Consider the following 19,032-nt stretch of genomic DNA (forward strand, 5'->3'; position numbering starts at 1 on the left):
GCGCGACGCCCCGCGGGCACGCGACGCCCCCGCAGCCGACTCGGCGGGGGCGTCGCGTCCGTGTTCGCCGAGCGGTCAGGCCAGGCCGAGCCCGGCGTCGGGCGTCCGGCCCTGCTGTGCCTGCTCGATCCGCTTGACCAGCATCACCGCGAACCGCCGGGCCGCGGCCACGTCGGCCGGCCCGCCCTCGGTGGTCACACTGGCCACCACGGTGCCCGAGCGCAGCACGATGCCGATGCCGTCGCTGCCGGCCAACGGGCCCTGGAAGGCCTGGCTCTCGCTGCCCAGCACCGGGGTGTCGACCTTCTGGAACGGCCCGCCGGTGTACGACGCGTACGTCTCCTTGAGCCGGTTCTTCGCGGCGTCGCGGTTCGGCAGGGTCTCGACGATGAAGCGGGTGACCAGGTCTCCCGAGGAGAACCGGACCGACCCGCTGAGCGGCTTGCCGGTGCACGGCGCGGACGCGGTGCAGGTGGTGGCGTGGTCGGCGGTGTCGACCTTGCGCTTCTCCTCCTCCCACCCCGCCATCGCCTTCGCGTCCGGCAGCACCTGGCCGACCAGCTTGTCGTCCAGCAGCACCGCCTCCAGGTCCGCCCCGGGCGTGGCCGCACCGGCCGGCGGCGGCACGGACGCTCCGCTGCCGGCGCCCCCGCCGGCAGCCGGCGCCGAGGGCTGCGCCGAGGCCGCCCCCGTCTCGGCGGCGGGCGCGGACGCGTCGGCCGCCGGCGCACCGGCCGTCCCCGCCGCCGGACCCGCCGTCCCCGCCACCGCCGAACTCGCCGCCCCCGCCCCGCTCTTGGCGGCTTCCAACCCCCCGGACGAGGGCCCGGACGAGCCCCCCGAGGAACACCCGGCCAGCACCCCCGTCAGCACCCCGACCGCCACTACGGCCGCCACCCGCCGACCAGCCATCCCCATCGCCCGCTCCCTCCGGATGTCCGTGACCCCTCAAGATAGCCGCCGCCCCCACGCCGCCCACGCCCGGGTGCGCGCTCGACCAGGCACGGAGCGGACGGCAGGGCGGAGAGCAAACGGCGGCGGGGCGGCGACCGCACTGGTCGCCGCCCCGCCGCCGGGCAGTCCCTGGCGGAGGATCAGACCGCCGGGGCCGGGTACGTCGGGAACTCGACGCCCGAGACGTACTGGACGACCCGGATGACCTGGCAGGAGTAGCCGAACTCGTTGTCGTACCACAGGTAGAGGATCGCGTTGTCGCCCTCGACCTTGGTGGCGCCGGCGTCGACGATCGAGGCGTGGCGCGAGCCGATGAAGTCGCTGGAGACCGCGTCGGGCGAGTCGATGAAGTCGATCTGGCGCTTCAGCGGCGAGGTCAGCGAGACGTCGCGCAGGTAGTCCAGGACCTCCTCGCGGTTGGTCTCGCGGGCCAGCTGCAGGTTGAGGATGGCGATCGAGACGTCCGGCACGGGGACGCGGATCGAGCTGCCGGTGATCTTCGCCTTGAGGTCCGGGAGGGCCTTGGCGACGGCCGAGGCGGCACCGGTCTCGGTGATCACCATGTTGAGCGGTGCCGAGCGGCCGCGACGGTCGGCCTTGTGGTAGTTGTCCAGCAGGTTCTGGTCGTTGGTGAACGAGTGGACGGTCTCCACGTGCCCGCGCAGCACGCCGTACTCGTCCTCCATCGCCTTCAGCGGCGGGACGATGGCGTTGGTGGTGCAGGAGGCGCAGGACAGGATCTGCTCGTCGGGCTTGATCATGTCGTGGTTGACGCCGTGGACGATGTTCGGGACGTCGCCCTTGCCCGGCGCGGTCAGCACGACCTTGGCGATGCCGGGGCGCAGGTGCTTGGACAGGCCCTCGCGGTCGCGCCAGCGGCCGGTGTTGTCGATCAGGATGGCGTCCTTGATCCCGTACTCCGTGTAGTCGACCTTGGTCGGGTCGTCGGAGTAGATCACGGTGATCTCGTTGCCGTTGGCGATGATCTTGTTGTTCGCCTCGTCGACGGTGATCGTGCCCTGGAACTGGCCGTGGATGGAGTCGCGGCGCAGCAGCGAGGCGCGCTTCACCAGGTCGTCGCCGCCGCCGTCGCGCACGACGATGGCCTTCAGGCGCAGGCCGTTGCCGGAGGCCTTCTCGATCAGCAGGCGGGCGACCAGGCGGCCGATCCGGCCGAAGCCGTAGAGGACGACGTCGCGGGCGTCACGGCGCTCCAGCTTGTTCTCGCCGGTGGCACCGGCGACGGCCTGGGCGGTGAACTCCTCGACCGACAGGCCGCGGTCGTCGGCCCGGTAGGTCGCGGCCAGCATGCCGATGTCGATCTGGGAGGGGCCGAGGTCCAGGGTGGTCAGCGCACTCAGGAAGGGCATCGTCTCGGTGACCGAGAGCTCCTCGCCGGCTATCTGGCGGGCGAAGCGGTGCGTCTTCAGAATGCTGACCACCGACTTGTTCACCAGGGACCGGCTGTGCAGCAGGACGGTGACGTCCCGCTCGCGGTGCAGTCGCCCGATGATCGGGATCATCGACTCCGCGATCTCCTCGCGGTTCTTCCAGTCCGTGAACACGTCGTCGTTGACAGTCACAAGTCCATCTTTCGAGCTGAGGGTGTTGCGCACATGGTAGCTTCGCCCGCCCCCGCCCCTGCGGCCAGGTCCCACCCGGCCCGACCACCCCCACCCCCCGGACCTGCGCCTTCATCCCCGCCACCCCCCGCACCGGGACCGGGAGCGTGATCACCGCCACCCCGGCCGCCCGGTCCCGGGAGGACGGCGGAGCCGAGGATTTGCCGGGGGGTCGGGGCGGTGGGGTAATGGAGGCGGCGGGTGCTTGACCGGATGACCGACGATCCCGGGAGCAGCTATGACGGACGGTCCCGAGCCCATCAGCGCCGAGGCCCTGCGGGCGTTGCAGGGGGAGTTGGCGCAGTTGCGGGCCGAGCGGGAGAGGGTGCTGGGGACGCTGCGCGGGGAGGAACCGGTGGGTGACCGGGCCGACGCCGCGGACGAGGTGCAGCGGGCCGACCAGGTCGCGCGGCTGGACCTGCGGATCGCCGAGGTCGAGGGGCGGATCCGCGAGGGGGCGGTCGCCGGAGCGCCGTCCACGGAGGTGGTGGGGGTGGGTTCCACCGTCGCCGTGCGGTTCTCGGACGGGGTGGAGGAGACCGTGGAGATCTCGGAGGTCGCCGAGGAGAGCGAGCTGACCCTGGTGACCGCCGACAGCCCGCTCGGGCGGGCGCTGCTGGGGCGCCACGCCGGGGAGACGGTCGGGTACGAGACGCCCGGCGGCCCGGCGAGCGCGGTCGTCGTCTCAATCGGCAACGGCGGCGCCCGGACGGCGTAGCGGTGGTGGCCGCACACCTCCTCACCGACCGCACGCCGGGCGCGCCCGACGTCGTCCGCGACCACCTCGGACAGCGGCGCTCAAGGACCGGACGCCTTCCCATCCGTCCGGAATTCCGTTCAGCCCACATCTTCGGCAAAGGGAAATCCCGACGGGCGCGGGGCTGACGGAGGTGGAGCGGCCGACGCCGAAGCCCTCGGGGCCGACGGCGGCCTCGCTCCACCGGACCCCCACCTCCAGCGGCTTCCTCACTCCACTGCTGCTCACCGGCACCGCGGACCACGCCTCCTACCCCACCCTGCTGGCGGGCCTGTCCGCCGTGGGCGTGCTGAGCCTGACCGTCACGGCCGCCCACAGCCGCCGCCACCTGCCGCACGGGGGTCGTGCGAGGGGCGAGGATTCACCCGTAAGGTCCGCATCGGCGCAACAACACGACCGACACGACCGAGGAGCCAGCCGATGGGCCGAGTGACCGTACCTCGCAGGGTGCTGCGTCTGCGGGGCGGCGTGCCCTCGCACCGCCCCGACACCCTGGCCGCCGAGGAGCCGATGGAGATCCGGGTCGGCGGGCGCCCGCTGACGGTGACCATGCGCACCCCCGGCGGGGACTTCGACCTCGCGGCCGGGTTCCTGGTGAGCGAGGGCGTGCTGCACCGCGCCGACGAGGTGGCCGGGATCCGGTACTGCGCCGGCGCCACGGCCGACGGCGGCAACACCTACAACGTGGTGGACGTCGCGCTCGCCCCCGGGGTGGCCACCCCCGACGCCTCGCTGGAGCGCAACTTCTACACCACCTCCTCCTGCGGCCTCTGCGGCAAGGCGAGCCTGGACGCGGTGCGCACCACCGCGGCCTGGACCGTCGCCGAGGACCGGCTGCGCGTCTCCCCGCACCTGCTGTCCGCCCTGCCCGAGCGGCTGCGCGCGGCCCAGAAGGTCTTCGACAGCACCGGCGGCCTGCACGCGGCCGGCCTGTTCGACGCGGACGGCCGGCTGCTCTGCCTGCGCGAGGACGTCGGCCGCCACAACGCCGTGGACAAGGTCGTCGGCCACGCGCTGCGCGAGGGCCTGCTGCCGCTGCGCGAGACGGTGCTGATGGTGAGCGGCCGGGCCTCCTTCGAGCTGGTCCAGAAGGCCGTGATGGCGGGGATCCCGCTGCTGGCGGCGGTCTCCGCGCCGTCCTCGCTGGCCGTGGACCTCGCCGAGGAGAGCGGGCTGACCCTGGTCGGCTTCCTGCGCGGCGACTCGATGAACGTCTACACCGGCGCCGACCGGATCGACACCGCCGACCGGCCGGGCGGCACCGACGGGGTCCGCTGATGCCGTTCCGCCGGCTCGCACGGTGTGATCGGCGGGCGTAGCGTCGGGTCCGGGCGCCGAGTGTCCGCCGACCATCGAGCCCCATCCGAGCGACGGAAGGCGAGCGCCGTGAACTCCCCCGACCACCGTGCGCAGAACGAGCCCGGGCAGGACGACCGCGCGCAGGACCGGACCGAGCCGGCCGTGGGCCCCGCCCCCGCCGCGCCGCCGCAGTTCGAGCCGTACCACCACCCGGCCGCCGGCTGGGGCGCCGCGAAGAGCGTGACCCGGTTCCTGGTGCGCGAGGGCGCGTACGTGGACGGGCCGCGGGCGATCATGCGGATGAACCACGAGAACGGCGGCTTCGACTGCCCCGGGTGCGCCTGGCCGGACGACACCAAGGGCCTGCACCTGGACATCTGCGAGAACGGCATCAAGCACGTCACCTGGGAGATGACCCGCAAGCGGGTCGGCCGCGAGTTCTTCGCCGCCCACTCGGTGACCGAGCTGTCCGAGTGGAGCGACTTCGCGCTGGAGGACCAGGGCCGCCTCACCGAGCCGATGGTGTACGACGCCGCCTCGGACCACTACGTCCCGATCAGGTGGAGGGACGCCTTCGACCTGGTCGGCCGCACCCTGCGCGACCTGGACGACCCGAACCAGGCCGCCTTCTACACCTCCGGCCGGCTCGGCAACGAGGCGACGTTCCTCTACCAGCTGATGGCCCGCGAACTGGGCACCAACAACCTGCCGGACTGCTCCAACATGTGCCACGAGGCCAGCGGACGCGCCCTGGAGGCCTCGTTGGGCACCGGGAAGGGCACCGTCGACCTCAAGGACTGGGAGGTCACCGACGCGCTGTTCATCATGGGCGTCAACGTGGCCTCCAACGCCCCCCGGATGCTCACCGCGCTCTCCGAGGCGTACCGCCGCGGCGCGCAGATCGTGCACATCAACCCGCTGGTCGAGGCGGCCGCCACCCGCACCATCGTCCCGCACGACTTCGTGGACATGGCGCTGTTCAAGTCCACCAGGACCAGCACGCTGAACCTGCAGCCGCGCATCGGCGGCGACATGGCACTGCTGCGCGGCATGGCGAAGGCGATCCTGGAACAGTCCACCACCGACGAGAAGGCGCTGGACCAGCTGTTCATCGACCGGCACACCACCGGGTTCGAGGCCTACCGCGCCCTGTGCGAGGCCACCCCGTGGGCGGAGATCGAGCGGCAGAGCGGCCTCGGCCGGGCCCAGGTCCTCAAGGCCGCGCGGGTCTACCGCGACGCCGACCGTTCGATCTTCAGCTGGTGCCTGGGCCTCACCCAGCACGAGCACGGCGTGGACACCGTACGGGAGATCGTCAACCTCCTGCTGCTGCGCGGCAACCTGGGCCGCGAGGGGGCCGGACCGTCGCCGGTGCGCGGGCACAGCAACGTGCAGGGCAACCGCACCTGCGGCATCGACCACCGCCCCTCCCCGGAGTTCCTGGACCGCCTCGCCGAGGCCTGCCGGATCGACCCGCCGCGCGCGCACGGCCTGGACACCGTGAAGACCATCGAGGCGATGCGGCGCGGCGAGGTGAAGGTCTTCGTCGGCATGGGCGGCAACTTCGCGCTCGCCGCGCCCGACACGCCCGCCACCTACGAGGCTCTGCGCGGCTGCGAGTTGACCGTCCAGGTGAGCACCAAGCTGAACCGCAGCCACCTGGTGCACGGCCGCCGGGCGCTGATCCTGCCCTGCCTGGGCCGCACCGAGAAGGACCACCAGCGCGGCGGGCTGCAGAGCACCTCGGTCGAGGACTCGATGAGCGTGGTGCACCTGTCCGTCGGCATGAAGCGCCCGGCCTCGCCGCACCTGCTCTCCGAGCCCGCCGTCGTCGCCGGGATGGCGCGCGCGGCACTGCCGGACAGCGAGACGCCGTGGGAGTGGTACATCGAGGACTACGACCGCATCCGCGACACCATGTCCCAGGCCCTGGACGGCTTCGAGGACTTCAACCGCCGGGTGCGGCTGCCACTCGGGTTCCGGATCAAGCAGCCGGCCCGCGAGCTGGTCTTCCTCACCCCCTCCGGGCAGGCCGAGTTCTCCGCCGCCCCGCTGCCCGACGTCGTCCCCGCCCCGGGCACCCTGGCGCTGGGCACCATGCGCTCCCACGACCAGTGGAACACCACCATCTACTCCGACAACGACCGCTACCGGGGCGTGAAGAACCTGCGCACGCTGGTCTTCCTGAACGCGGACGACATGCGCGAGCGCGGCATCGCCGAGTTCGACCCGGTCGACATCACCAGCACCGCGAAGGACGGCAGCACCCGCACCCTGAACGGCTACCTGGCGATCCCGTACGAGATCCCGCGCGGCTGCGCGGCCGGTTACATGCCCGAGATGAACGTGCTGTGCGCGCTCGGCGACTACAGCACCCAGAGCGACCAGCCGATCATGAAGCATCTCAAGGTCACCGTCACCGCGTCCGCCTGAACGGCTCCCCGGCGCTCACTCGGGCTGCGGCGTCCAGCGGTGCAGGCCCTTGCGGTCGTAGTAGCGGGTCATCGCGAAGCCGAAGGCCAGCGCGAGCACCACGGCGATCGCGATCATGGTCCAGGCCCTGGCCAGACCCGCGTCCGCCCGGGCGTCGAAGAACAGGATCGCCCGGATGCCGTCGCTGAGCTGGCGCATCGGCTCGAACAGGCCGAGGAAGCGGTAGAACCCGGGCACCGCCTGGAGCGGGATGGTCGCCCCCGAGGAGGGCAGCGCCAGCGCGATGAAGACGAACATGGACACCAGCTGCCCGATCCCGCCGAGTGCCGCGTTGATCGCCTGCACCCCGAGGCCGACGGCGAGGCTGGCGCAGTAGGCGAACACCCAGAGCAGGCCCTGGTGCGGGGCGTCCATGCCGAGGACGGTGACCGAGCAGATCATCACCAGGGTGGTGGTGAGCAGCATGATCCCCGCCGTCATGACCATCTTCAGCAGCAGGGTCTGGGTGCGGGTGATCGGGACGGTCGGGCGCCGGGTGTGCCAGGGGCCGATCTCGCTGTCGCTGTAGCCGAGCGCGGTGTCGACGCCGTTGTGGATGATGTTGCCGCCGACGAAGCCGGTCAGCACGGCCAGCAGGGTGTAGTAGAAGGCGCTCAGGCCGAGCCCGCTGTGGGTGCCGATCGGGTGGCCGACCCGGGTGGTGACGGCGATCGGGTCGGCCAGCAGCAGCCGTGCGGTGGCGGTGGCGCCCGTTCCGGTGCCCGGGCGGCTCGCCGGCGGCGTGGCCGCGGTCAGCTCCTTGCCGATCGTCAGGGAGGCCTGGTGGGCGGCGGACTGGGTGATCTGGGAGGCCAGCGAGGAGCCGAGGCTGCCGAGGCCGGGGTTGGTCAGCACCGTCAGGGTAGGTCGTTCGGTCGCCCGGCCGGTGGTCAGCGCCGCCACGTCGGCGGTGAACCCCGGCGGGATGAGCAGCGCTCCGTAGACCTTCCCGGAGGAGACCTGGTCCATGGCCTCGGTCTGGCCGACCTGCCGCCAGTCGACGGTGCCACCGGGCGTCTGGGCGACGACCTCCCGGCTCAGCCGCGTGCCCAGGTTCTCCGACCGACCCGACGGGGGCGGGCCCTGATCCTCGTTCACCAGGGCGATCGGGAGCCGGTGCAGATGCCCGGTCGGGTTCAGGATGCCACCCATGTAGAGCAGCGAGAGCACCACGGCCACCAGGCCGCACAGGATGCTGGGAACGAGCCACAGTTTCGCGCGACGGGCGAGCACGAGGGCCCGCGCCTGCCGGGGACCGCCCTGGGAGCCTGCGGAGGCCATGCCACCCCTCGGATTCGAGCGCAACCTGGTGCTGCTGCCGATGCGGTGGGAAGTCGTTCCGTGGCAGCCGGACGGCCAAACCCGCGTCACCCGATCCGCCGCGCCGCGCCCCCGCCCGGGGCGCCGGGAGCCGGGCACCGGAGGCCGGCCCGGCACCGCCGTGCGCGCCGGCTTCTTCCGCGACCTGCTCGCCCACCACTACACCGGCGAACAGGTCGACCGGCAGCTGGAGACCGCCACCGACCGGGGCCGCCACGCCGGGCTGTTCGGCTACGACGCCGCCCTCCGTGAGTACCGGCTCGACGAGGAGTCGGCCTGAAGTCCGTCAGGCCCGGCCGGTGGCCGGGCGGCGGCGGGCGGTGCGGACGGCGCGGGCGAACGGCCGCTCCGCCCTCGAACCCGGTGCTATCCGGCCGGGCGCGGGCGCCGATAGCGGGCCGATGGCCGGGGGTGCCAGGCTTCAGCCAACCTTTCAGCCGCTGCCGACCGGCCGCCGTCCAGGAGTTGGAGTCCGTACGAGATGACCGAGCACACCGCGTTCCGTACCACCGTCAACGGATCGTACGAGCACAACCCCTGGGGCTGAACGCCGACCGCCGTGGTCGGTGAGGCGACCACGGCGGCAGTGGGGGTGGGGGCTGGTGGTCGTCAGCCCGCGGAAAGGGCGGCCCGGACCGCGGCGCCGGCCTGCCGGGTGCTGAGGGTGCCGCCGAGGTCCGGGGTGCACGCACCGTCGCCGACGGCCGTACCGACGGCCAGCTGGACCGCCTTCGCCTCGGCGGGCCAGCCCAGGCGCTCCAGCATGAGCGCGGAGCTGAGGATGGCGCCGAAGGGGTTGCCGATGCCCTGGCCGGCGATGTCGGGCGCGCTGCCGTGCACCGGCTCGTAGAGGCCGAACCCGGTGACCGGGTTGATGTTGGCGGAGGCCGCGTTGCCCAGGCCGCCGGCCAGCATCGCCGCCAGGTCGCTGAGGATGTCGCCGTAGGAGTTGTTGGTGACGATGACGTCGAACTGCGACGGGTCGGAGATCAGCTTCATCGCGGCGGCGTCGACGTAGAGGTGGGTGGAGCTGATGCCGGGGTGCTTCGCGGCGTTCTCCTGGAAGACCCGCTGCCACACCTGCCCGCCGTGCCGGACGGCGTTAGACTTGTCGACCATGCAGACGCCGCGCTCGGCGATCGAGTACGCGTACTCCATCACCCGTGAGACGCCCATGTAGGTGCTGACGTCCGCGTCGATGGCCATCTCGTGCACGGTGTTGCCGCGCAGCACACCGCCGATGTCGGTGTAGAGGCCCTCGGTGTTCTCGCGGACGATCACGGCGTCGATGCCGCGGGTCCGCTCGTCGCGCAGCGGGCTCAGCCGCTCCTGCAGCAGCGTGGCGGGGCGGTGGTTGACGAAGAGGTCGAGGTCGAAGCGCAGGCGCAGCAGGACGCCGCGGCCGTAGTCCGAGGTCTTCACCCGGGGGTCGCCGATGGCGCCGAAGAGCACCGAATCGCTCGCCTTGATCCGCTCGAAGTCCTCGTCGGACAGGGATACCCCGGTCCGCAGGTAGGTGTCGGCGTTGACGTGGTCGAGCACGTCGAGCGTGAGGTCCAGGCCCAGCGATTCGATGGTCTGCAGGGCCTCCTGGGTCACCTCGGGGCCGATGCCGTCACCGGGGATGACGGTCACTGTCTTGGTCATGGGTCTCACCGTTTCTGGGGTGGGGCCGGCCGGTTGTGGGTCGGGCCGGCCGGGCCGGCCGGGGGTCGGGCAGGGTCGCCGCCTCGGCCCGGCGCTCGGGGGAGCTCGGTTCGGCGCTCGGTTCGACGCCGAGCGCGCCGACGTCAGGAGGCCCGGCGCTGCTTGGCCGCGTCCGGGGAGGAGAAGGCGCCGCGGGTGATGCTGGTCATCCAGGCCGGGCGCCGCTGCTCGAAGTCGGCGATCGCGTCGGCCTTGCGCAGGGTGACGTCGATGTCGTCGAGGCCGTTGAGCAGCAGCCAGCGCGCGCGGTGGTCCGCCTCGAACTCCCAGGTCCCGCCGTCGGTGGTGACGGTCAGCTGCTCCAGGTCCACGGTGATCTCGAACTTCGGGTCGGCCTGGGCGCGTTCGGCGAGCCCGGCGACGACGGGTACCGGCAGGGCGACGGCCAGCAGGCCGTTCTTCAGCGCGTTGCGCAGGAAGATGTCGCCGAAGCTGGTGGCGATGACGGCCCGGAAGCCCCAGTCGCGCAGGGCCCACACGGCGTGCTCGCGGGAGCTGCCGGTGCCGAAGTTGTGGCCCGCCACCAGGACGCTCGCGTCCTGGTGCTCCGGCTGGTTCAGGACGAACCCGGGCTCCTTGCGCCAGTGCCCGAACAGGGTGTCGGCGTAGCCGGACTTGGTCAGCCGCTTGCAGAACTCGGCCGGGATGATCTGGTCGGTGTCGACGTCGTCCCGGGACAGTGCCACGGCCTGTCCGGTGTGCGTCGCGAGCGGCTCCCTCATGCCTCTTCCCCCTGGTGGTCGGTCCGGTCGTTCCGGTCGCTCTGGTCGGTCGGTCGGGCCGGGCGGGTGCGCCCGGTGGGCGCGGTCACAGCTCGGTCGGCGCGGCCAGGCGGCCGACCACGGCGGTGGCCGCGGCGACGACCGGCGACACCAGGTGGGTGCGGGCGTGGGTGCCCTGCCGGCCCTCGTAGTTGCGGTTGGAGGTGGACGCGACCCGCTGGATGCCCTGGAGGCGGTCGGCGTTGATGCCCATGCACATCGAGCAGCCGGAGAGCCGCCACTGCGCACCGGCGTCGAGGAAGACCCGGTCCAGGCCCTCCTCCTCGGCCTGGGCCCGGACGGCCATCGACCCGGGGACGACGAGCATGGTGATCGTGTCGGCCACCTTGCGGCCGCGCAGCACGTCGGCCGCGGCGCGCAGGTCCTCGATCCGGCCGTTGGTGCAGGAGCCGAGGAAGACCGTGTTGATCTCCACGTCGCGCAGCGCGACGTCCGGTTCGAGGCCCATGTACTCCAGGGCGCGGCGTGCGGCCTGCTGCTCGGCGGGGGTCTCGAAGGTCTCGGGCGCCGGCACCGCGCCGTCCAGCGGGACGGCCTGGCCCGGGTTGGTGCCCCAGGTGACGAAGGGCTTGAGCCCGGTGACGTCCAGCTCGACCACCCGGTCGAAGGCGGCGCCCTCGTCGGTGCGCAGCGAACGCCAGTAGTCGACCGCCTCGTCCCAGTCGGCCTCGGCGGCCGGGTCCCAGCGCTCGCGCAGGTACGCCAGCGTGGTGTCGTCGGGGGCGATCAGGCCGGCCCGGGCGCCCGCCTCGATGCTCATGTTGCACACCGTCATCCGCCCCTCCATGGAGAGGTTCTCGACGGCCTTGCCGCGGTACTCGATCGCGTACCCGTTGGCGCCGTTGGCGCCGATGTGCGCGATGAGCGCGAGGATCAGGTCCTTCGGGGTGACGTCGGCCGGCGGCTCGCCGACGAACTCGACGGACATCGTCCGGGGGCGCTGGAGCGCCAGCGTCTGGGTGGCGAGCACGTGCTCGACGTCGCTGGTGCCGACGCCGAAGGCGAGCGCCCCGAAGGCGCCGTGCGTCGAGGTGTGGCTGTCGCCGCACACCACCGTCATGCCGGGGCGGACGAAGCCCAGTTCGGGCGCCACGACGTGCACGATGCCCTGCCGGTCGTCGCCGAGCGAGAACAGCTCGATGCCCTGGTCCGCGCAGTTCTCGCGCAGCCGCTCCAGTTGCGCGCTGCCCATCGCGTCCTTGACCAGCAGCGTGTTGGTGGGCACGTTGTGGTCTTCGAGGGCGAGGGCGAGGTCGGGCCGGCGGACCCGGCGGCCGGCCAGCTGGAGGCCGTCGAAGGCCTGCGGGGAACTCGCCTCGTGGATCAGGTGCAGGTCGATGTAGAGCAGGTCGGGCTCGCCCGGTGCCTGGTCGACGACGTGGCTCTCCCAGACCTTCTCGATCAGGTTGCGCTCGGTGGTGCTCATCAGCCGGCCACCGCCATCTCGGTGGTGCGGCTCAGGCGCTCGGCGATGATCTCGCGCAGCTCGCCCAGTTCGATGCAGGTACCGTCGGCACGGCCGGCTATGTAGGTGTCGTAGATCTCGTCGAGCAGGTCCCGCTCGGCGTCGAGGCCCATCTGGTCGAACAGGTTGCGGACCACGCTGCGCCCGGAGTGCCGGCCGATGAGAATTCCCCGCTCCCGGCCGAAGCTGTGCGGTTCGACGTATTCGTAGGTGACCGGATTGCGCAGCATTCCGGCCTGGTGGATTCCGGCCTGGGTGGCGAAGGCGTTCTCGCCGAAAATGGCCTTGTTGCGCGGTGTCGACATTCCGATGATCCGGGCCATCAGCTGGTAGGCCTCGTAGAACTTCTCGGTGCGCAGCCGGCTGGTCAGGCCCAGCTGCTCGCCCTTGTAGAGCAGCACCGCGGCCAGCTCCTCCAGCGGGGTGTTGCCCGCGCGCTCGCCGATGCCGGCGATGGTGGCCTGCACCTCGTCGGCGCCCGCCGCGACGCCGGCCAGGGCGTTGGCGAGGGAGAGGCCGAGGTCCTGGTGGCAGTGGGTGGAGAGGATGATGTCGTCCGGGATCCAGGAGCGGACCCGCGCGACCTGGGCGCCGAACTCGGCCGGGATCAGGCAGCCGGTGGTGTCGGCGAGCGCCACCGTGCGGGCGCCCTCGGCGATGCCGGCCTCGATCATCGGGCGCAGCAGGTCGTCGCTGCCCCGGCTGGCGTCCTCGATGCCGAGCGTGATGTCGGTGAAGCCCAGCTCACGGGCGAACTTGATGCTGTCGATGATCTCGTGCAGGCCCTCGGCCCGGGTGAGGCCGCGCTTGTGCTCCAGGTGGACGTCGCTGCCGGTGGCCATGATCTGGACCTGGTGGCGCTCGACGCCGCCGGCCTCGGCGGCCAGCTCGATGTCGGAGCGGACCGCCCGGTTGAGCGTCGCCACCTTGGCGGTGGTGAGCGCCCCCGAGATCAGTCTGGTGGCCTCGAAGTCGCGTGGTGAGGAGCTCGGGAAGCCGGCCTCGATGGTGTCGACGCCGGTGGCCTCGATGGCGAGGGCCAGCTCCAGCTTCTGGTCGGGGTTCATCGCGTTGCCGGGGGCCTGTTCGCCGTCGCGCAGCGTCGAGTCGAATACGCGGAGCCGCCGTGCGGTGGGGACGGATTTCGAAGACATGGACTTTCCGCCTCTTTCGGGAACGCCGCCGGACGGCAACCGGACGGGAGGTCGCGGTGAGCGGCAGCGGATGATTGTGGCTGGCAGCGGTGACTTTACTGGGCAGGAATCACTGCCCGTCAAGACTTTTCGAACAAATAAGCATTCGATGGCGGCCCGATAGCGACACCCCCAACAATAGGCTTGATGCGCCCTTTTCCCGATGCATCGTGTACTGAAGTAAGGAGTGATTTCCGTGGGAGATATCGCGGCCGAGGGACGCCCGCCGTCCCGGTTACCGCGCCCGGGGCGGGTGAGGTGATGGCGAGGGTCATCGTCGAAGCGCTGGACAGCGTCCACGGGCGCACCGCCGCCGGTCTCGACGCGAGACTGGAGTCGCTGGTCGACAACGAGTGGGTGCCCGTGGTCGAGCGGAGAACGGACGCGAGCGGCCGGATCGAGGAGTGGGGCGGTACGGACGGCGGGCGCGGCCTCTACCGGCTGGTGTTCGACGTCGACCGGTACTTCAGCGGGCTCGGCCTGTGCACCGTGCACCCCGAGGTGGCGGCCACCTTCCGGGTCGCCGACGGCGAGTCGGGACACCGGGTGAGCCTCACCCTGTCGCTGAACCACTACGCGGTGGCCTTCATCGCGGACTAGACGCACCCTGAACAGCGCGCCCGCTCAGGACGCCCGCTAACCCGGATCGGCGGAATCCGGGGGCCCGGCGGCCAGGCGGGCGGTGCGCAGCAGGTCGAGCGTCCGGGCCTCCTCGGCGGGGGTCCGCATGAGGCGGAACACCAGTCGGGCCCGCCGCAGGTGCTCCACCGCCAGGTCGGCCTCCCCGGTGCCGAGCGCCAGCTCGCCGAGGGTGACCAGGATCCGGCCCATGATCAGGCGTTCGTTGGAGCCCTCCGCGAGGAGCAGGGCGCGGTGCAGGGCGTGGGCGGCCTCGCCGGTCTCGCCGAGCCGGTGCCGGGCCGAGCCGATGCCGTGCAGGGCGTAGATCTCGCCGGTGTGGTCGCCGATCAGCCGGACCACGTCCAGGGCGCGGGAGAAGGCCTCCAGGGCCTTGTCGTAGCCACCGCGCTCCAGGTGGCTCTGGCCCATCCGGTGCAGGACCTGGGCCTCGACCCGACGGCCGCGGCCCTCCCGGCTCAGCCGCAGGGCCTCGTCGAGGAGCGCTCCGGCTCCGTCCTCGTCGCCCTCGCCCAGTTTGAGCTGGGCCAGGTTGTGCAGCACGTACGCGACGGCGACGGAGCCGCCGCTCGCGCGCAGGACGGTCAGGGCGGCCTGGTAGTGGCCGGTCGCCTCGTCGATCCGGCCGTCCACCCGGGCGAGGTAGCCGAGGCCGCGGGCGGTCAGCGCGGAGCCGAGATCGTCGCCGAGGTCGGTGAAGATCCCGGCGGCCTGGCGGAATCGCTCCTCGGCGGCGGCGAAGTTCTGCCGGGTCAGGGCGAGCGAGCCGAGCGAGTGCAGCGTGGCGGCCTGGCCGAGCCGGTCGCCGCCCTTGCGGGCGGCGGCGAGGGCGAGTTCGTGGGTGTCGCGCCAGTCGTCCAGCCGGCCGTGGGTCTCCAGGAAGGTCACCGCGGTGACGGCGAGTTCCCAGCAGTGCGCGGTGAGGCCCATCGTGGCCGCCTGTCTGACCCGGGGCACGAGCATCGGGCGCTCCCGGGCGAACCAGCTCAGCGGCTCGGCCAGCAGCCGGTCCACCGTCCGGGCGGGCAGCGGGTGCAGGGCGGTGCCGCGGCCGCGGATCAGCACGTCGCGGCCGTACTCGCGCTGGCGCGCCTCGATCAGCAGGTGGAGGAAGCAGCCGAGCACCCGGGCCAGCGCGGCCTCGCGCTCCTCGACGCTCTCCTCCTCGGCGAGCCGTTCGCGCGCGAAGACCCGGATCAGGTTGTGCAGCCGGTACTGGGTGTGGCGTCCGGGCGCGGTGCCGACGGTGTCCAGGAGCTGGGCGTCGGAGAGTTCGTCGATCAGGTCCTGGACCTGGTACTCGGGCAGGTCGAGCAGCGCCATGCCGACCCAGGCGGAGAACGGCCCCTCGTCGACGAGGGCGATCCGCCGCAGCAGCCGGCGCGCGTCCGGGCCGACGCTGTCGTAGGTGAGCGAGAGGCCGGCCCGGATGCCGACGTCGGCGTACTTGAGCTCGTCGAGCCGGCGGGTCTCGTCCTCCAGCCGTTCCACCAGCTCGGTGACCTCCCAGTGCGGCCGGGCGGCGAGCCGGGCGCCCGCGATGCGCAGCGCCAGCGGCAGGTGGTCGCAGAGTTCGGCCAGCGCCTTCGCCGCCTCCGGTTCGGCCGCCACGCGCTCGGGGCCGGCGATCCGGCCGAGCAGTTCCGCCGACTGCTCCGCGGCGAAGGTGGGGACGTCCACCCGGACGGCTCCGGCCAGGCTGCCGATGTGCCGTCTGCTGGTGACGATCACGGCCGAGGTCGGCTTGCCCGGCAGCAGCGGGGTGATCTGGCTCTCCGTCGCGGCGTTGTCGAGGATGATCAGCACCCGGCGCTCGGCGAGCAGGGCCCGGTACATCTCGGCCCGCTCCTCCAGGCCGTCGGGGATGGCGGTGCCGTTCACGCCGAGGGCGCGCAGGAAGCGTTCCAGGACCTGGGCCGGGCCGACCATGTCGGGGGCGCCGCCGTGCAGGTCGGCGAAGAGCTGCCCGCCGGGGAACTCGGCGGCGATCTGGTGGGCCGCGTGGACGGCGACGGCGGTCTTCCCGACCCCGGCCTTGCCGACCACGGAGACGATCGGGACGGCGAGCCGGGACTGCGCGTGGGAGGAGAGCAGGAGCCGTTCGCGCAGGCCGGCCAGGAGGTCCTCGCGGCCGGTGAAGTCGGCGAGGTCGGCGGGGAGCATCTCCGGGACGACGACGGGGGCGGCGACCGGAGCGGTGACGGGCACGCCGGCGACGGGCGCGGCCGCCGGGACGGCGGGGGCGGCTTCCGGGCGGGTGTCGGGGAGGTCGAGCCCGGGGTCGGTGGCGAGGATCGCGTGTTCGAGCCGCTGCAGCCGGGGGTCCGGTTCGACGCCCAGCTCGTCGATCATCCACTGGCGGGTGTCGCGGTAGACCCGCAGGGCCTCGGCCTGGCGCCCGGAGCGGTAGAGCGCCAGCATGAGCTGACCGCGCATCCGCTCCCGCAGCGGGAACTCCTCGACCAGGCCGAGGAGTTCGCCGACGAGCGCACCGTGCCCGCCGAGCGCGAGTTCGAGCTGGATGCACTCCTCGGTGGCGCCGGCCCACTGCTCGGTGAGCTGGCCGGCGGCGGAGCGGATCACCTCGCTGGGCAGGCCGCCGAGGGCGTCGCCGCGCCAGAGCCCGAGCGCCTGGCGGAAGAAGCCGGCGGCCTCCGCCTTGCGCCCCTGGTCGCGCAGCGCCCGCGCCCGGCCGACCAGGCCGCGGGCCTGCAACAGGTCGAGCTGGTCGTCCGCCGCCTTCACCATGTAGCCCTGCGGGTGGGTGGTGATGACGTCGGAGAGGCCGTGCGCGGCGAACAGGCGGCGCAGCGCGGAGACGCTGATCTGGAGCTGGGCCCGGGAGGTGGCCGGCGGGGCCTCCTCGTAGAGGGCTCGCACCAGGCGGTCGACGCTGACCACCCGGTTGACGTCGAGGAGCAGGGCGGCGAGCACCGTCTGCTGGCGGATCCCGCCGAGGTTCAGCGGTTTGCCGCCGACGAGCGCCTCCAACGGGCCGAGAATGCGGTACTCGACCCGGGGCGCGGGTGATTGACCGCCGTCGTGGCGTATACCGGAACCAGGTCGGTGCCCCACCGTTTCCACTCCCCCCAGAGGAACAGGCGCAGATCGCAAGGCACTCTAAGGACGGCCACGTCAACGGGGCAACGACTTTCAGTTCTCCTCAAAACACGCCGCCTGACGGACCCTTGCCGCCGCCCGTACTCCCGGGTAGCCGACGGGGGAACGGCCGGAAAAAGCCGGACGGCCGGATCGGCAGGTGCCGCCCGGCCGTCCGCGGCCCGGTCTCAGGCCTTCATCAGCTCCGCCACCCGGAAGGCGAGGTCGAGGGACTGACGGTGGTTCAGCCGCGGGTCGCAGGCCGTCTCGTAGCGCTGGTGCAGGTCCTCGGCGCGGACCCGGTCACCGCCGCCGAGGCACTCCGTGACGTCGTCGCCGGTGAGTTCGACGTGGATGCCGCCGGCGTGGGTGCCCAGCTCGCGGTGCACCTCGAAGAAGCCGGCGACCTCGTCCAGGATGTCGTCGAAGCGGCGGGTCTTGCGGCCGTCCTCGGTCTGCACGGTGTTGCCGTGCATCGGATCGCAGATCCAGGCGACCCGCGCGCCCTCCGCCGTGACCTTCTCCACCAGCGGCGGCAGCAGCTCGCGCACCCGGCCCGCGCCCATCCGCACCACGAAGGTCAGCCGGCCGGGCCGGCGGTCGGGGTCGAGGCGGTCGACGTAGCCGAGGACCTCGTCCGCGGTCGTCCCGGGACCGAGCTTGACGGCGACCGGGTTGCTGAGCCCGGCGAAGTAGGCGATGTGCGCGTCGTCCAGGCCCCTGGTCCGCTCGCCCACCCAGAGCAGGTGCCCGCTGGTGGCGTACTCCGCCCCGGTGCGCGGGTCGGTGCGGGTGAGGGCCTGCTCGTAGTCCAGCAGCAGCCCCTCGTGGCTGGCGAAGAACTCGGCCTCCAGCAGCCCGGCCGGGTCGCAGCCGCAGGCCTGCAGGAAGCGCAGCGCGCGGTCCACGCCGTCGGCCAGTTCCTCGTAGCGGCGGCCCTCGGCGGAGTCCGCCAGGAAGCCCCGGTTCCACTGGTGGGCCTGGTAGAGGGAGGCGCTGCCGCCGGCCGCGAAGCCGCGGACCAGGTTGAGGGTGACCGCCGAGGCCTCGTACATCCGCCGCAGCCGCGCCGGGTCCGGGCGGCGGGCCTGCTCGGTGAAGTCCGGCCCGTTGACCGCGTCGCCCCGGTAGGACGGCAGGCTGAGGCCGTCCCGGGTCTCGTCCGGCTGGGAACGGGGCTTGGCGTACTGCCCGGCCAGTCGGCCGATCTTCACCACCGGGACGCCGCTCGCGTAGGTCAGCACCACCGCCATCTGCAGCAGGGTCCGCAGCTTGGCGGTGACCCCGTCGGCGGTGAGCCCCTCGAAGGTCTCGGCGCAGTCGCCGCCCTGCAGGACGAACGCCTCGCCGGCGGCGACGGCGGCCATCCGCTCGGTCAGCCGGTCGCACTCCTCGGCGAGGACCAGGGGCGGGGCGGCCGACAGGTCGGCGACCACCTCGCGCAGCGCCACCTGGTCCGGCCACTGCGGTTGCTGGGCCGCCGGGAGGGAACGCCAGGCGGCACGTGCTCCGGTCTGCGGAATTCGATTCATCACGGCCCTCGGATGGGAACGGAAATCGCTGGCCCGCTCATTGCAGCCCGGCCGCGGAAAGAAGGTCAAGCGTCCGCGAATTGGCCTGCTCCCGCACCGCGGAACTGGTCTGACCGCCTTCCCGGGCGAGCGGATTGACTGGGGGTCATTCGTTCACCGGCCGTACCCAGCCGGCCTTTCACGATGAGGAT

The 19,032-nt window shown here is 72.5% G+C and carries 14 protein-coding genes; 5 read left to right on the forward strand and 9 right to left on the reverse strand.

Features of this window, described 5'->3' with window-relative positions; translation table 11 throughout:
• Positions 1–75: 75 nt before the first annotated feature.
• Together ACIO5E_RS06240 and ACIO5E_RS06245 are read right to left on the reverse strand one after the other, a co-directional pair.
• Positions 76–918 carry a hypothetical protein gene (locus ACIO5E_RS06240; protein WP_400664309.1) on the reverse strand — a complete coding sequence of 281 codons (843 nt, stop codon included), beginning with the start codon at positions 916–918 and terminating at the stop codon, positions 76–78.
• A gap of 176 nt (positions 919–1,094) precedes the next feature.
• Positions 1,095–2,537: a glyceraldehyde-3-phosphate dehydrogenase gene (locus ACIO5E_RS06245; protein ID WP_400664311.1), complete on the reverse strand. Its 1,443-nt coding sequence runs from the start codon at positions 2,535–2,537 to the stop codon at positions 1,095–1,097.
• A gap of 277 nt (positions 2,538–2,814) precedes the next feature.
• Here ACIO5E_RS06245 and ACIO5E_RS06250 point away from each other — a divergent pair, with 277 nt between their 5' ends.
• The 3 genes from ACIO5E_RS06250 to ACIO5E_RS06260 all read left to right on the forward strand — a co-directional run bounded on the left by ACIO5E_RS06250 (position 2,815) and on the right by ACIO5E_RS06260 (position 7,065).
• Positions 2,815–3,294, forward strand: coding sequence for a GreA/GreB family elongation factor (locus ACIO5E_RS06250; RefSeq protein ID WP_400664313.1), 480 nt, complete (start codon positions 2,815–2,817; stop codon positions 3,292–3,294).
• Positions 3,295–3,753: 459 nt separating this feature from the next.
• The gene (gene fdhD / locus ACIO5E_RS06255) at positions 3,754–4,611 is read left to right on the forward strand and encodes a formate dehydrogenase accessory sulfurtransferase FdhD (RefSeq protein WP_400664315.1); all 858 of its coding nucleotides are present in this window, start codon (positions 3,754–3,756) and stop codon (positions 4,609–4,611) included.
• Between the two features lie 183 nt (positions 4,612–4,794).
• Entirely contained in the window at positions 4,795–7,065 is a 2,271-nt protein-coding gene (locus ACIO5E_RS06260; protein ID WP_400664460.1) for an FdhF/YdeP family oxidoreductase, read from the forward strand.
• Positions 7,066–7,080: 15 nt separating this feature from the next.
• Here ACIO5E_RS06260 and ACIO5E_RS06265 read toward each other — a convergent pair whose 3' ends face one another.
• Positions 7,081–8,385 (reverse strand): YhgE/Pip domain-containing protein, encoded by a 1,305-nt coding sequence (locus ACIO5E_RS06265; protein WP_400664317.1) that lies wholly within the window; start codon positions 8,383–8,385, stop codon positions 7,081–7,083.
• Here ACIO5E_RS06265 and ACIO5E_RS06270 point away from each other — a divergent pair.
• The gene (locus ACIO5E_RS06270; RefSeq protein WP_400664319.1) at positions 8,384–8,704 is read left to right on the forward strand and encodes an AAA-associated domain-containing protein; all 321 of its coding nucleotides are present in this window, start codon (positions 8,384–8,386) and stop codon (positions 8,702–8,704) included. The genes ACIO5E_RS06265 and ACIO5E_RS06270 overlap by 2 nt on opposite strands.
• A 329-nt stretch (positions 8,705–9,033) precedes the next feature.
• On the opposite strand, the gene ACIO5E_RS06275 is transcribed toward ACIO5E_RS06270, so the two are convergent.
• From ACIO5E_RS06275 to ACIO5E_RS06290, 4 genes are all read right to left on the reverse strand, one after another.
• Positions 9,034–10,071: an isocitrate/isopropylmalate dehydrogenase family protein gene (locus ACIO5E_RS06275; protein WP_400664321.1), complete on the reverse strand. Its 1,038-nt coding sequence runs from the start codon at positions 10,069–10,071 to the stop codon at positions 9,034–9,036.
• 143 nt (positions 10,072–10,214) lie between these two features.
• Entirely contained in the window at positions 10,215–10,853 is a 639-nt protein-coding gene (gene leuD / locus ACIO5E_RS06280; protein ID WP_400664323.1) for a 3-isopropylmalate dehydratase small subunit, read from the reverse strand.
• A gap of 85 nt (positions 10,854–10,938) precedes the next feature.
• Positions 10,939–12,339, reverse strand: a complete 1,401-nt coding sequence (gene leuC / locus ACIO5E_RS06285) for a 3-isopropylmalate dehydratase large subunit (protein ID WP_400664325.1) — start codon at positions 12,337–12,339, stop codon at positions 10,939–10,941.
• Complete coding sequence (locus ACIO5E_RS06290) at positions 12,339–13,532, reverse strand: LeuA family protein (protein ID WP_400664327.1); 1,194 nt, start codon at positions 13,530–13,532, stop codon at positions 12,339–12,341. The genes leuC and ACIO5E_RS06290 overlap by 1 nt, the downstream gene beginning before the upstream one ends.
• 300 nt (positions 13,533–13,832) lie before the next feature.
• Between ACIO5E_RS06290 and ACIO5E_RS06295 the strand changes: the two genes are divergently transcribed.
• A complete protein-coding gene (locus ACIO5E_RS06295) occupies positions 13,833–14,171 on the forward strand; it encodes a hydroxyisourate hydrolase (RefSeq protein ID WP_280684658.1) in 339 nt (112 codons plus the stop codon).
• Between the two features lie 36 nt (positions 14,172–14,207).
• Here ACIO5E_RS06295 and ACIO5E_RS06300 read toward each other — a convergent pair whose 3' ends face one another.
• Complete coding sequence (locus ACIO5E_RS06300) at positions 14,208–17,201, reverse strand: AfsR/SARP family transcriptional regulator (protein WP_400664330.1); 2,994 nt, start codon at positions 17,199–17,201, stop codon at positions 14,208–14,210.
• 296 nt (positions 17,202–17,497) lie between these two features.
• Positions 17,498–18,841 (reverse strand): class II 3-deoxy-7-phosphoheptulonate synthase, encoded by a 1,344-nt coding sequence (locus tag ACIO5E_RS06305; RefSeq protein WP_400664462.1) that lies wholly within the window; start codon positions 18,839–18,841, stop codon positions 17,498–17,500.
• Between the last annotated feature and the right edge of the window lie 191 nt (positions 18,842–19,032).

Source organism: Kitasatospora sp. NPDC087314 (assembly GCF_044744365.1).
In the GTDB taxonomy this organism is placed as follows: domain Bacteria; phylum Actinomycetota; class Actinomycetes; order Streptomycetales; family Streptomycetaceae; genus Kitasatospora.